At 35.2% G+C, this 14921-nt stretch carries 13 protein-coding genes and 3 tRNA genes; 8 read left to right on the forward strand and 8 right to left on the reverse strand.

Translation table 11 applies throughout. The features are described from left to right. Positions 1-153 precede the first annotated feature (153 nt). Positions 154-1536 carry a recombinase family protein gene (locus NK213_RS10845; RefSeq protein WP_253349002.1) on the forward strand — a complete coding sequence of 461 codons (1383 nt, stop codon included), beginning with the start codon at positions 154-156 and terminating at the stop codon, positions 1534-1536. 32 nt (positions 1537-1568) lie between these two features. On the opposite strand, the gene NK213_RS10850 is transcribed toward NK213_RS10845, so the two are convergent. The 8 genes from NK213_RS10850 to NK213_RS10885 all read right to left on the reverse strand — a co-directional run bounded on the left by NK213_RS10850 (position 1569) and on the right by NK213_RS10885 (position 8178). Continuing rightward, positions 1569-1645 (reverse strand) — tRNA-Met (locus NK213_RS10850). A 5-nt stretch (positions 1646-1650) separates the two neighbouring features. Then, positions 1651-1727, reverse strand: a tRNA-Met gene (locus tag NK213_RS10855). Between the two features lie 23 nt (positions 1728-1750). Beyond that, positions 1751-1838, reverse strand: a tRNA-Leu gene (locus NK213_RS10860). Positions 1839-1921: 83 nt separating this feature from the next. Beyond that, positions 1922-2218, reverse strand: coding sequence for a PG0541 family transporter-associated protein (locus tag NK213_RS10865; RefSeq protein ID WP_253349004.1), 297 nt, complete (start codon positions 2216-2218; stop codon positions 1922-1924). Positions 2219-2235: 17 nt separating this feature from the next. Further along, positions 2236-5256, reverse strand: coding sequence for an efflux RND transporter permease subunit (locus NK213_RS10870; RefSeq protein ID WP_253349006.1), 3021 nt, complete (start codon positions 5254-5256; stop codon positions 2236-2238). A gap of 38 nt (positions 5257-5294) precedes the next feature. Then, positions 5295-6305 (reverse strand): efflux RND transporter periplasmic adaptor subunit, encoded by a 1011-nt coding sequence (locus tag NK213_RS10875; RefSeq protein ID WP_253349008.1) that lies wholly within the window; start codon positions 6303-6305, stop codon positions 5295-5297. 14 nt (positions 6306-6319) lie between these two features. Next, positions 6320-7576, reverse strand: a complete 1257-nt coding sequence (locus NK213_RS10880; RefSeq protein ID WP_253349010.1) for a TolC family protein — start codon at positions 7574-7576, stop codon at positions 6320-6322. Beyond that, a complete protein-coding gene (locus NK213_RS10885) occupies positions 7573-8178 on the reverse strand; it encodes a TetR/AcrR family transcriptional regulator (RefSeq protein ID WP_253349012.1) in 606 nt (201 codons plus the stop codon). Before NK213_RS10885 ends, NK213_RS10880 begins: the two co-directional genes overlap by 4 nt. A 539-nt stretch (positions 8179-8717) precedes the next feature. Here NK213_RS10885 and NK213_RS10890 point away from each other — a divergent pair. Genes NK213_RS10890 through trpA form a run of 7 tightly spaced genes read left to right on the forward strand, consistent with a single transcriptional unit; the run spans position 8718 to position 14885 of the window. After that, entirely contained in the window at positions 8718-9983 is a 1266-nt protein-coding gene (locus NK213_RS10890; protein WP_253349014.1) for an anthranilate synthase component I family protein, read from the forward strand. Then, positions 9980-10573, forward strand: a complete 594-nt coding sequence (locus tag NK213_RS10895; protein ID WP_253349016.1) for an aminodeoxychorismate/anthranilate synthase component II — start codon at positions 9980-9982, stop codon at positions 10571-10573. The genes NK213_RS10890 and NK213_RS10895 overlap by 4 nt, the downstream gene beginning before the upstream one ends. Further along, entirely contained in the window at positions 10567-11586 is a 1020-nt protein-coding gene (gene trpD / locus NK213_RS10900; protein WP_253349018.1) for an anthranilate phosphoribosyltransferase, read from the forward strand. The genes NK213_RS10895 and trpD overlap by 7 nt, the downstream gene beginning before the upstream one ends. Then, positions 11586-12314 carry an indole-3-glycerol phosphate synthase TrpC gene (locus tag NK213_RS10905; protein ID WP_253349020.1) on the forward strand — a complete coding sequence of 243 codons (729 nt, stop codon included), beginning with the start codon at positions 11586-11588 and terminating at the stop codon, positions 12312-12314. The genes trpD and NK213_RS10905 overlap by 1 nt, the downstream gene beginning before the upstream one ends. A gap of 33 nt (positions 12315-12347) precedes the next feature. Continuing rightward, the gene (locus NK213_RS10910; RefSeq protein ID WP_253349022.1) at positions 12348-12956 is read left to right on the forward strand and encodes a phosphoribosylanthranilate isomerase; all 609 of its coding nucleotides are present in this window, start codon (positions 12348-12350) and stop codon (positions 12954-12956) included. Continuing rightward, entirely contained in the window at positions 12953-14134 is a 1182-nt protein-coding gene (trpB, locus tag NK213_RS10915; protein WP_253349024.1) for a tryptophan synthase subunit beta, read from the forward strand. Before NK213_RS10910 ends, trpB begins: the two co-directional genes overlap by 4 nt. Continuing rightward, positions 14127-14885 (forward strand): tryptophan synthase subunit alpha, encoded by a 759-nt coding sequence (trpA, locus tag NK213_RS10920; protein WP_253349026.1) that lies wholly within the window; start codon positions 14127-14129, stop codon positions 14883-14885. Before trpB ends, trpA begins: the two co-directional genes overlap by 8 nt. The last annotated feature ends 36 nt before the right edge of the window (positions 14886-14921 follow it).

Genomic DNA, 14921 nt, shown 5'->3' on the forward strand with positions numbered 1-14921 from the left:
TAAAAAAATATAATCCCGAGCATAAAAACTTTATCATCATAGGGAATAAATATGAAAATCCGGAATTGTTGGAGGTATAAATAATGAAAGAAGAAATAATAAAAAAAATCTATCTTATAAGGGAAAAACAATTAAGCAGAAAGGCAAAATAAGATGAGAGCTGTTATATATGCAAGGGTATCTACTATTATGCAAGAAGAAGGTAGATCCCTTGAATATCAAATTAAAAAATGTCAGGACTTTTGTGAACTTAAAGGATATAGTGTATACAAAACATTTCAAGATGTTGAATCCGGTGGCAAGGACGAGAGAGTAGGTTTTATTGATTTACAAAAAGAAATTGAAATTAAGAATTTTGATATTTTAGTTGTATTTGAGAGTTCAAGAATTTCAAGAGTTACAAGAACTATGCTAGACTTTGTCTTCAAGTTACAAACTAATGATATAAAATTCGTAAGTATTTCTCAACCTGAATTAGACACTACTACTCACACTGGAATGTTATTCTTTCAGATACAGGCTTCATTAGGAGAATATGAAAGAAAATTAACTTCTTCAAGAGTTAAAACCAGTAAATGGCAGAGGGTTAAAGAAGGTAATTGGCAAGGTGGCAAAATGCCACTAGGTTATGAAAATACAAAAGATGGTATTGTCATTGTTGAGGATGAGTCACAGATTGTCAGAAATATATTTGAATATTATATTGCTACAAAAAGTTTAGGGAAAACTTCTAAATTATTCAAAAAGCATATTTCATCTATAAAATGGATTCTTTCTAATGAATTTTATACTGGTATGTTTCCATTTGGTAGAAAAGAAAATAATATTAATACTGGAAAAGTCAAAATACATGATACTCCTATAGAAATATTTGAAGGAAAACATGAAGCTATTATTGATAAAAATACTTTTAATATTGTTCAGGAATTTCTAAAAATTGGTAGACCTTGTACACTTAAAGGATATATCTTAATATTTAGCGGACTTATCGTATGTGAACATGGAAAAAAAATGTATAAAAATTCAAAGAACAAAAAAGGAAACTATTTTTATTATTATAGAGCTCATAAATGTTCATGTTCGCTTCCCAGCGAGGATATAGAAGCTAAAGTTATACAAGAACTATTAAAAATGGAAAAGTTAAGAGATTTGAGAAAAAACGAAGTTGAAATTCAAAAAATCCTATTTCATATTAATCTTTTAACTGATAAATTAAAAGAAATTGATAATAGAAGAAAGAAATATATTGATTTATATACAAACGATATAATTAGTAATCAAGAATTGGATTCTTATATTCAAAAAATCAATAAAGAAAAAATGGATATTAATAATGATATTGAATTACAAGAAAAACTATTAATTGAGCTTGATACAGAAGGAGAAAGTGAAGTTTTAAATACCTTAGAGGATGTGTTGGCAAATATGGAAGATATGGATAGAAAAGAGATACAAGAATTATTTAGATTATTAATAAAAAAAATTGAATTAACTTCAATTAATCCAATTTCTTTAAATGTTGTACTAAATATATAATTATAACTATATCAAATAGTCGGGAATAACTCTGGTGCCTAGAAGAGGACTCGAACCTCCGACCCTGCGGGTATGAACCGCATGCTCTAGCCAGCTGAGCTATCTAGGCTTATTTGGTTGCGGAGGCTGGATTTGAACCAACGACCTTCGGGTTATGAGCCCGACGAGCTACCAGACTGCTCTACTCCGCGTCAACCATTGTTTATAATTAAAGTGGTGCCTCGGGCCGGACTTGAACCGGCACGGTGCTAATCACCACAGGATTTTAAGTCCTGTGCGTCTACCTATTTCGCCACCAAGGCTAAACAACAAAAGAAATTATACACTGTCTTCCATTGTTTGTCAACACTTTTTTTTATTTTTTCTTTATTTTATAATATTTCTGTTAGAATACAACCTCGTCAATAGGCGTTACTATTACTGCCAAGGATATTCTGTCACTTAAATCTGATTTTACTTTTCTTATTACATCCACTATCTCCTGTGCCTGCTCATCTTCCACTATCAGAAGAAGCATACTGTCAGTCCCCGGCCAAACATGATTATCAAAGTGTTTCAGATCTTTTCTCCACTGTCCTGTAATCTTAGATAATATCAGATATCTTTCTACACCGGATTCCTTAATTTCTGACACAATATCGTTCAAAAGGTACGAGGCAAATAATATTTTTACTTCCTTCATTCCTTCTCCTCCTTTATTTAATCATCTTGATATTTCTTCTTTTCCAGAGCTTTCAGTTTTCTCTCTTCTACCATTGAGTAAACTACAGGAATGAATACAAGTGTCAGCAATGTCGAACTTGAAAGTCCGAATATTACCGCAATTGACATTCCCTGATAGTATCCTGCCCCTGTTCCTATTCCCAGAGCCAGAGGTACCCATCCTAGTACTGTTGTTAATGTAGTCATCAATATCGGTCTTAGTCTTGATCTACCAGAAGCCATAATTGCTTCTCTGAGCTCTATGCCCCGGCTCCGCAGAAGACCGATGAAATCCAGCAGGACTATGGCGTTATTAACAACCATTCCCGCAAGCATGATAAGCCCTACCAGTACGAACATACTTATCGGTGTATTTGTTATCAGAAGTCCGAATGTCACCCCGATCAATGACAACGGCAGTGTTCCCAGAAGTATAAGCGGCAGCGAGAAAGATTCCAGCTGTGCAGCCATGATGAAATACATCAGGAATATTGACAATAGCAATGATTGCGCCAATTCTCCACCCATTTCCTGCTGACTGTCCGCATCTCCGGAAAGTCCTATCCGATATCCTGTTGGAGGATTTTCATCTTTAAATCCTTGCTGTACTATTGCAAGAGCTTCGTTCAATCCTCTTGTACCAATGTTTGCTCCTACTTTTATCTGCTGAAGTCCATCCTGCTTTTCTATAGCTGACGGCCCTTCTACTTCTTCTATACTTGCAAAATCTCTTAATCTTACAAATGAACCATTGCTCGATTTCATACTTAAATCCAGTATTTTGTCATTTGTATCTCTGTACTGTTCTTCTAGCTGAATTGTTACATCTATTTCATCATTTCCTTCTCTGATATTTATAGGATCTATACCAAGAACGGACATATTTAATAATGTTGCCACATCAGTAACTGAAATTCCGTATGTTGCTGCTTTATCCCTGTCAATTACTACTCTGGCCTGCGGGTTTCCGCCTTCATATGAAGATTTTATATCCTTAAGCCAGCCTGTTTCCTGCATTTTTGCTATTATTCCCTTGGAAATTCTGTCCAGCTCGTCTATATTATCACCTTGTACCAGAAACTCAAAATCTCTGCTTGGAGTGCTTGTACTAAAGTCTGGAGACATATTTAATTTTATATCTGGTATATCCTGAAGCTGGTCTCTTATTCTGTCCATTACTTTAAATGTACTCTCTTTAGTCTTATCTTTTATTTTTACGTTTACTATCGCATAACTTTTATCTACAACTGCTGAGTATACTCCCGTTGCCTTATCTTTGGACACTACCTGCTCTATCTGCTTTGTTACTTCATAAGACTTGGTCAAATCTAATCCTGATGATAACTCGGCAACTACAGCGTATTCTTTATTATCTACCTGCGGGAAAAATACCATTTTTACGAATCTTAACCCGAAAATAGAAAGTACGAATAATACTAACACTGTTATTATTACTGTAGCTCTGTGATCAAGGGCAGAACCGATAAACTTATAGTAACCCTCTTTCATGCTTGTAAAGAATTTTCCTTCCGGCTTTATTCTCTTTGCATTCAGGAAAAACTTCGATGCCAAAGGTACGAATAATAATGCTACTACTATTGATGTACTGTGTGCGAACATAATTGATAATGATAAATCTTTAAATACCATTCTTGCTGCACCCTGCTGAAGCAGAATCGGGAAAAACACGCAGACTGATGTTGCCGTAGAGGCTACCAAGGCCAGTCCTACTTCATTTGCTCCGTTTACTGCTGCTGCATCTACTGGTTCTTTTTCTTCTGTCATATGCCTGAATATATTATCCAGCACCACGACGGAGTTATCGACCAGAGATCCTACCCCTAATGAAAGACCCATTAGTGAAACCAGATTCAGTGTTACTCCTTGTGTGGTTAGCAGGAAGAACGTAAATACTATTGATATCGGCACCGCTATTGCGACTACCAATGTTGCTCTTATATCTTTAAGGAAGACCATAAGCACTATTACTGCAAGCACAAGGGCTCCTACAGCTGTATCCCTAACGTTTGCTATGGAATCTTTTATGTTTTGGCTTCCGTCATAAATTACTTCATATTTTGAACCAGATGGGAAATATGGTTCCAGTTCTTTTAACTGTTCTTTTACTTTATCACTTATTTCCACAAGGTTACCATCACTGGTTTTACTTATGGCTATACTTACTGCATCTGTTCCGTCAAGCTTCGAATATGTTTCTCTGTCTTTTGTAGTATATGTGACTTTTGCTACATCTTTAAGTTTCAAAGTTTGTCCGCTGTTATTTCTAATAAGTATATTTTCTACCTGATCCAGTGTTTTTATTTCTCCCAGAACTCTTAAAAGGAATTCTTTTCCACCCTCTTTTACGAATCCGGAAGGAACTATTGTATTAGAACTCTGTATAAGACTGTATAACTCCACAGGAGTTAATCCAAAAGCTTCAAGTTTGTAAGGGTCTACTTCTACTCTTATTTCTCTTGTCAGCCCTCCTAAGGTATCAACCGCTCCTACACCTTTTATTCTCTTTAATCTTTGTTCCAGCATGTTTGAAGCGAATGTAGTTATCTCTACTGCGTCACTTCCTGAAAAGTTTACCAATAATACTAAGCTTCCGCTTGCTATTTCGTATGTTCCTATAATAGGGGAATCTGCATCAGTCGGTAAATCTTTTTTTATTTTATCAACTTCCGCTTGTATCTGAGTTTGTTTTATATCTGTATCCTCACCATATTCAAACTGTACTACTACTGTTGATACACCTAACTGTGAGTTTGTCATTACTTTTTTAATACCATCTACGTTCAATACCGCATCTTCAACCTGTCTTGTGATCTGGCTGTCTACGTCTTCCGGAGAAGCCCCGCTCCATGTAACCGTTGCTACAACCACGGGTATATCAAAGTTCGGTAATAACTCCTGTTTCATATTCATCATTGAAACAAGTCCTAAAAAGAACATAACAATCATTATTACAATAGTCGTAACTTTCCTCTTTAGAGCAAATTCTGCTGCTGTCATTATTTCACCTCTTAACTATTCTAAATTTATTATTCTGACTACTGTACTACTCTTACCTTCTCACCGTTCTCTATAGTAGTTTGTCCGTCTATCAGATATTGCACGCCTGTTGTTAGTCCTTCACCTTCTACAACTGCACTTTGATCATTTTGGTTTACTATATTTACTTTAACCTGTTTTGCTACTCCGTTATTATTAACGAATATTACTTTACTTATTCCTTTTATTACTATTGATGACTGCGGAACTACCAATCCCTGTGTAGAACCTAAATCCACACTTGCCACACCGTACATACCTTTTTTAAGTTCACGATCCGGATTAGGGATACGCACTTTAATTAAAAACTGTCTTGTAACAGGGTCTGCCGCAGGACTCACTTCGCTTACGAAGGCTTCCACTTCTTTATTTATCTCGCTTACCTTTACTTTAACCGCGCTTCCTATATGTATCATGCTTATAGTATTCGCAGGAACTCCGATTTCCAGTTCCATTGTATCTTCACTTACAAGAGTAAACAATGTATCCCCTACTCTTATTTCCTGATATTGTTTCAAATTCAGTCCTGAAATAACACCGCTTACATCTGCACGAATAACTGTTCTGTTGACGCTGTCATTTGTTGCTGCTAAGTTCGCCGCCGCTGCATCAAATCTGCTTTTAGCCGCAAAGTAATCTGTCTCTGTCACCAGTCTTTTTTCATAAAGCGTTCTCATTTTGTCATATTCTACTTTTGAAATACTATATTCTGATGTAGCTGCCATTTGGTTTGATCTTGTCTGCTGATCGTCTATTGCAAGTATAAGCTGACCTTTTTGAACGTAGTCTCCGTTTTTAAAATTTATAATTTTTAGCGTACCGCTTGATGAAGCTGTATAAGGTACTTCATCTACCGGCTTTATTTCAGCATTTCCCGAATAACTTAATTCCAGTGTTTCATTTTTTAATTCTGCTACCTTTACAGGCAGGGCTAATTCTACTGCTTCTTCTTTCTTCTTACATGAAAATATAAAAACAAGAACTATCAGTAAATAACAAATCTTTTTCATTTTCCCTCCTAATTTTAGTTAAACATAGATTCATATTTAGATATCAAATAATAGTAATTCAGACGTGTTGATATGTAGTCTATTTTGCTTTCTCTCAGTTTTACCTCAGCATTCAGGAGATCTCTTAATGTTATCAGATTATACTGATATCTCTCTGTTTCGAGTTTATATACTTCTGCCGCTGTTTCTACTGCCTTTTGTTTAGTTTCAAGAACCTTTTCACTATGAACAATGTCCATATATGTAGATTTTAATGAAGTTCTCACATTTTCCAGTGTATCTGTCTGTTTCAGCTTGCTTATCTCGAGATTATTTTTAGCTTTTTTTACATCATCCTTGGCACTTCCCCAGTCGAATAACTGCCATTTAATTGTAAAGCCAACACTCATAAAGGAATTCTCTCCTTTAAAACTGTCGGCAAACTCTGACTGTGAATCTGTCCCGTAAGACATATTTGCATTTACAGTGGGATAATAAATTGATTTTGCAGAATCAATATTAAGTTTTGATATTTCAGACTGCAGTTCAGAAATTTTGTACTCTGAATTTTCATCTTCCAGTCTTATAATGTCATTGGTATAATTGATTTTACTGCTGAATTTTTCTGCTACTGTGAAAGGAACCACTTCAATATCACTTCCTACTTTCAGTCCCAGTGCTTTTACCAGATTATCCTTTGCTATATTTACCTGATTCTGATTATCCAGAATCTGTGCTTTTACCTCCAGTACAGATCTTTCAGCTTCAAGAAGATCAGGTTTCGTAGCCATACGCACATTATATTTTTCTTTTATTATTCTCAAGTTTTCATTCAGTGATTTTTCCGAGCTCTGAAGAACTTCTGTTTTATTCTCATAATTCAGAACTACTATATACATATCTATCACATTCAGGACTGTGTCCTTTTTAGTTTTTTCCAATTGATACATAGATAAATTCTTGGCTGTTTTAGCTGTTTTTATTCCAGATGATATCTTACCGCCCTGAAATATCGGCTGCTCCAAGCTGACTGCCTGTCCGTGTTTCCCGTCAGGAAGCTCGGAATTCGAACCTTTAGCTGTAAAAAATGTCTCGCTGGATACAAAATTCACTTTGAAAAATGAATCTTTCCATGATTTTCTTACATCCAGGTCGCTGTTTTCAAGATTTTTCATCTCTATCTTAATGTCTCTGTTGTTTTTCAAAGCCATTTCCGCTGCTTCCTGAATAGTAATTTTTTCTGCTGCTAAGGCGCTTAAGCACAGGGTTAGGTACACCGCTAACTTTTTCATAATTCCTCCTTTTGTATTCCGTGTAATATTAAAGATGTCAGATCTTCAATAATCCCTTCTTTATTTTGCTCCACAAATTCAGTCTCTCTCTCTTTCAGATTCATCATTATAAATGTATGTATAGATGAAATTGTATATTCTACTACCAGGTTCTTATTAAAATATCTTTGTTTTTTACCCAATTTTTCAAATATATTTTCCCTCACGAACTTTACATCAATTTCTTTAAAGCTCGGAAGTTTTCTTTTTATTTCGTCTACTTTGAAAAAGTCATTAAATATGACCTGTTGAATTAGAGCAGTCACATTTTTATTAACCATGGTTTTCTCTATAGAGGATTTTAAATAGCATTTCAGAGTATCTTCTGCATTGAGTTTTTCTGTTTCCTCCGCAATCTTGTCCAGTATCAGACAGTGCTGATCAAACAGATAGTTCAATATACCCAGCAATAAAGACTCTTTACTGTCAAAATATGTGTAAAAACTTCCTTTCGAGATATTCAGGGAATTGGTAATCTCCTCTACTGTTGTTTTCAGATATCCTGCTTCACCGAATAGCTCAATTGCCTTCTCTACAATTTTTCTTTTCTTGTCTTCTTTCATTATTTGACAAACCTCCTAAAATTTTCCATGACCTGTTAGTCAATTTTATCTTATCTTGACTTCATTGTCAATAAAAAATTTAATATTTTTGCCCTCTGGCGAATATTATTCCCAAACTCTTTCCAACTCTGCCTCTGGAACAATCATTCAAAATATTTTATAGAGCGATTATTACATCAACAACTTATTATAGCTGTATTTTCTTATTTATTCCATTTTCATATTTTTAAATCAACAAATGATATACTGAATATATTTTTATTATTTATAATTGATATTTGACTTTAGGGTGTAAATATAATAGAATTCAAGAAAATAAGAAAACAAAAGGAGAGAATTATGAAAAGAAATTTTTGGAGCTGGTGGAATAATATTTTACAATTAAATATTTTTTCTGCTTATACCAAATAATTTTTGTGATTCTTTTATATTTATAGTAAAGAGATATTATCAAATTTGGTGATATCTCTTTTTTTATATAGAGTTTTTCGGTATCTGCGAAGGACTCTTTTTATTTTATAAAAATTCGGAGGTTAACCATGATTATAGATTTAGAATATAAAGCTGCCGACTGCTTTAATCTTATAAAAAACATATTTCAAAACAGTTATCTTGCAGAAGATAACAGACAGGTAATTATAGGTATTGATGTTACTTATCTTGATTCGGAAAAATTTTCTTATGAAGATATACGCGGATTTATTAAGTCCCAAAAGGGCATTGCTGATTTTTCCGGACTGTTTGGCGTATTCTCATATGAAACTGTACATTATTTTGAGAAAATAATTAAAAATGATAATTCGGAATATTACTATCCAGACTTTGTATTTGCAGATGCCGGTGCATATCTTCACTTTAATAAGAAAAATTCAGTATTCAGCTTTTTCGGAGATAAAGAAAAATATTCAGATTTACTGCTTCGGTTAAAAGGAAAGATTGATACTGTAAAACCGCATAAGAACAGAGACTTTAAAATTATCAGTGATGAACAGAGAAAAAAGAAAATATTTCTTGAAAATGTCAGTAAAGCAAAAGAATATATCAAAAAAGGCGATATCTTTCAGGTAGTATTAAGCTCACAGATAGTTCTCGAATCAGACTTTGATCCTTATGACTTCTATACTGAACTTGCAGAAAAAAATCCTTCACCTTATATGTTTTATTTTCCTTCGCCATACGGTACAGTTATCGGCTCAAGTCCGGAAATACTGTTAAAAATAGAAAACAGCCGGATTTTTATAGCGCCGATTGCAGGAACAAGACCCAGAGGAAAAGATACCGAAGAAGACAGATTTCTTGCAGATGATCTTCTGAATGATGACAAGGAACTTGCAGAACACAGAATGCTTATTGACCTTGCACGAAACGACATAGGAAAATTCAGTATACCGGGTAGTGTCAGAGTGGAAAATCCAATGCATATAGAATATTTTCAGCATGTTATGCATATTGTAAGTGATGTTTACGGTGAAATGAAGAAGGAAACTGACATTTTCGATGTTTTAACCACTGCATTTCCTGCGGGAACCCTAAGCGGAGCGCCAAAGATCAGGGCAATGGAAATAATATCAGAGCTGGAAAACAACAGACGCAATATCTACGGCGGCGGTACGGGCTTTCTGCATTATAACGGTGATTCCCAGATTGCCATTACTATAAGAACCGCATTTTATAAAGATAAGAGGTATTATATACAGTCAGGTGCAGGAATTGTCTATGATTCAGACCCTGAAAAAGAATACCGCGAAATACTTCACAAAAGAAAATCGCTGACTGGAATTTTTGAAAAGGAGGGAAATTTATGATTTTACTAATTGATAACTATGATTCTTTTGTTTTCAACGTAAAACAGTACATTGAGGATATCAGCGGAAAAAGTGTCTATACTGTAAGAAACGACAGTATTACCATAAAAGATATCAGAGAACTAAAGCCTTCGGGAATTATTCTGTCTCCCGGACCAAAACACCCTTCTGACAGCAATATATGTCTTGATATTCTGAAAAACATTTCAGATATTCCCGTTCTGGGTATTTGTCTCGGACATCAGGCTGTGGGATATTCGCTTTCAGGCGAGATAAACTGTCTTGATATCCCTGTTCACGGCAAAACCAGCAATATTAATATTATAAAGAAAGAAAAATTATTTGATAATATACCTGAAAGTTTTTCTGTTATGCGGTATCACTCACTGTATATCTCTGAAAACAACTTTCCCGAAGAATTGGAAATACTTGCCAAAACAGATGACGGCATAATAATGGCAGTAAAACATAAAACAAAAGAAATATACGGTGTTCAGTTTCATCCGGAATCATATTTTACAGATTACGGGAAGGAAATTCTGAAAAACTTTATTTCAATATCATATAATCAGGAGGAAAATTTATGCTAAGAAAATATATTATAAAACTACAGGATAAAGAAAGTCTTTCAAATACAGATTTTGAAGAAATAGTAAAAATCATCGCTGATAAGTCTTATGATAAAAACCAGCTCAGCGCGCTTCTTGTTCTTATATCTGAGGAAAGTCTTACACCGGAAGGATTGGCCGCCTTTGTAAAAAACATTTTAAAATACAGTTCTACATTTGAAGATACAGGAGCTATGATTGATGTGTGCGGAACAGGAGGAGACGGATTCAAAACTATTAATATCTCCACAGCAACAGCATTTATCTGCGGCGCTCTCGGTGTGACAGTGGCGAAGCACGGCAACAGAGCTGTTTCCAGCAGAAGCGGCAGCAGTGACATTCTGGATATTCTGAATGTGCCATTGGAAAGCTCTATTGACAGACAGCAGCATATCCTAAAAAATCAAAATCTATCTTTCTTTCATGCGCCATATTTCCACAAACTTGTGGGAGAAGTAAAAACGCTCCGTGAAAAACTCGGAGTAAGAACAGTTTTCAATATTTTAGGGCCGCTTCTTCACCCAAATTTACACTTGAAATATCAGCTTGTAGGCATCTATCACAAACCTGTCCAGAGCCTTTATGCCGAAACACTCCGGCATCTGGGAAGAGAACATGCGCTTATTGTAAGGGGAAATGACGGGCTTGATGAAATATCCATAACTGCTGACACCAAGATCATAGAAGTAAAACAGGATAAAATAAAAGAATTTTATATTTCACCTGAAGAATACGGCTTCAAAAGAACAGCCCACAGTGAAATTACCGGAGGAAATCCTGAGGAAAATGCCGAAATTCTTATTAATATACTAAACGGCAGAGAAAAAGGGGCTAAAAGGGATATTGTCGTTCTGAACTCTATGTTTGCAGTCTATACATCAGACTTCTGCGATTCTCCTGAAAAAGCAAAGACAATAATAGAAAACGCTCTGAACAGCGGTCATATTTATGATTATTTCAGAAACTACATTAATTTTTTAAAGGAGGTAAGCTAATGTCTAATATACTGCAAAAAATCAAACTGGAAAGGGAAAAACAACTTTCCGATGAAAAAAATCTTCTTTCAAAACCCTCACTTATAAAGGCTTTGAAAAAGGAAGGAATTCAGATAATCGGTGAGATAAAAAGAGCTTCTCCATCCAAAGGAAAAATTGCCGAAAATACTTTTGACATTGAAAAACAGCTTGATTATTATGTAAAAAATAATATTGCAGCTTTTTCCATCCTTACAGAAAACCATTTTTTCAAAGGAAAGAATGAAGACCTTAGTTTTGCCAGAGAACTTTATCCCGAAATCCCTATACTGCGTAAAGATTTTATTTTTGATCCGTTTCAGGTAGCACAGGCAAAATTTATCGGGGCAAGTGCAGTTCTCCTTATAGTAAAAATGCTTTCAGATACTGAATTGAAAAAGCTTCATAAACTCGCACTTGATCTGGAACTGGAAGTTCTTGTAGAAATACATAACGAAGAAGATTTGGAAAGAGCTTTGAAAATCCCTGATATTGCTCTTTTGGGAATTAACAACAGAAATCTCGACACTTTTGAAACTTCACTTTCTGTTACAGAAAAATTTTTTCCAAAAATTCCCGCTGACAGAAATATTACTATTATAAGTGAAAGCGGTATACATACTCATGAAGACTTAAAATTCGTGGAATCTATCGGTGTTTCCGGGGTTCTTATAGGCGAATCCCTTATGAAAGGCGGTCTTTTAGCATAAAAATAGAAAAATAAAGCAATGGAAAGGAAAACTATGAGCAAACTAAAAATATGCGGAATCAGGTCTATAGAAGAGATATTGGAACTTGCAGAACTGGACATTGATTATTTCGGCTGTATTTTTGCCAACAGCCCAAGACAGGTTTCTGTGGAACTTGCTAAAAAAATAACTGAAACCGCTCATAAATATAATAAAAAAACAGTAGGTGTTTTCGTAAATTCTTCAGCAGATGAAATAAGGGAAATAAGAAGTGTCGTAAAGCTCGATGTTATCCAGCTTCACGGCGACGAAACCCCGGAATTCTGCAAAAAACTCGGCGGAACTATCTGGAAAGTATTCAGAGTTTTTGATGAAATACCTGATATCACACCTTACAGAGACTATATTGAATATGCACTATTTGATACCAAAGGTAAAGATTACGGCGGAAACGGAATTATTTTTGACTGGAGTATACTTAAAAATCTCGATTTTCCATATGTTCTCGCTGGTGGTCTGTCAAAAGAAAATATAAAAAATGCCCTGAAATATAATCCGGCAGTTCTGGATATCAACAGCAAAGCAGAGATCAATAACAGAAAAGATAAAAACCTTATATTAGATATAATAGATATTGTTAAACAAGAAAGGAATGAAATATGAATAAAAAATCTTATTATGGTGATTTTGGCGGACAGTTTGTTCCCGAAACTATTATGAATGCACTTATAGAACTGGAAAAAGAATATGAGAAAACCATTGATGACAAGGAGTTCAGAGATGAATTCCAGAGCCTTCTAAAAGACTTTGTGGGACGGGAAACACCTTTATACCATGCAAAAAATTTAAGCAGACATTACGGGCATAATATATTTTTGAAAAGAGAGGATCTGAATCATACAGGAGCCCATAAAATAAACAATGCACTTGGTCAGGCACTGCTTGCACAAAAAATGGGAAAAAAGAAAATAATCGCCGAAACAGGTGCAGGACAGCACGGAGTTGCCACAGCTACAGCTGCCGCTCTTCTGGGCATGGAATGTGACGTTTATATGGGAGCTGTTGATATAGAGAGACAGAAATTAAATGTTTTCCGTATGGAACTGCTTGGTGCTAAAGTTATTTCCGTGGAAGAAGGGCTGAAAACATTAAAAGAAGCTACTACTGCTGCTATTCAGGCATGGGTTAACGAAGTGGAGAATGTGTTTTATGTCATAGGTTCAGTGGTAGGCCCTTATCCGTATCCGGAAATGGTAAAAGACTTTCAGTCTGTTATTGGTGATGAAACAAAAAAACAGATGGAAAAATACGGGAATACAGACTGTATTATTGCCTGTGTCGGCGGCGGCAGCAATGCCATGGGAATTTTTTCAGCTTTTCTTGACGACAAAGATACCGCATTATATGGAATTGAAGCAGGAGGAAAAGGTATTGATACAGATGAACACGCCGCTACTCTCACAATGGGAAGTCCGGGAATACTTCACGGAATGAAGACTTATGTACTTCAGGACAAATACGGCCGTATAAATCCCGTTCATTCCATATCAGCGGGACTTGATTATCCCGGAGTCGGTCCGGAACACTCTTTTCTTTTTGATACAAAGAGAGTTACATATGCAGCTGTTACTGATAACGAAGCTATGGAAGCATTGCTGCTGCTTACGCAGAAAGAAGGAATAATTCCTGCTATAGAAAGTGCACATGCTGTGGCTTACCTTGAAAAGCTCTGCCCTGTTCTTGAAGGAAAGAAAAATATTGTTGTAAATATCTCAGGACGTGGTGACAAAGATATGCATACGGTATTTTCTATATTAAAAGGAGGCGAAGTCCATGAATAAACTGGAAAATATTTTTAAAGAGAAAAAAAATGTCAATATCGGATATATAGTAGGCGGTTTCCCGGATATAAACTATACCAGAGAATTTCTTCTGAATCTGGAAAAATCACCAATTGATATATTGGAAATAGGTATTCCCTATTCTGATCCTATTGCCGACGGAAAAATTATTTCTGAAGCTTCTTTTACTGCCGCACAGAATAATGTTACTCCTGACACTGTCTTTGATCTTTTGACTGCTGAAAAGGAAAAGATTAATACACCCCTTGTGTTTTTAATATATTACAATCTTATTTTTGCCTATGGAATTGATAACTTTATAAAAAAATCCGCCGAAGCTGGAATAACCGGACTTATAATTCCTGACCTGCCTTATGAAGAAGCGCAGGAACTTATTGATAAACTAAATAAAAACAATATTGCCTTTATTCCTCTTGTAAGCGTTACCTCGAAAGACCGTATTCCAAAGCTGGTTTCACAGGGGAGCGGTTTTATATATGCCATTGCCTCACTTGGAGTTACGGGAACAAAACAGGTTTCCCCTGACAGGCTCACAGATTTTATAAATGAAATAAAAGAACATACAGAACTTCCTGTAGCTATAGGCTTTGGAATAAAAAACAGAGAAGATATAAAAAAGCTGCGGGATTCTGCAGATGGATTAATTGTAGGAACTTCCATAGTAAAATTAACAAAAAATCATAATCCTGATGAAATTCTTCCTGAATTACAGGAATTATTTACAGTATAAATTTTATACCAAATAAATATTTTTATAAAAGCCGGA

The organism is Sebaldella sp. S0638, from assembly GCF_024158605.1.
In the GTDB taxonomy this organism is placed as follows: Bacteria; Fusobacteriota; Fusobacteriia; order Fusobacteriales; family Leptotrichiaceae; genus Sebaldella.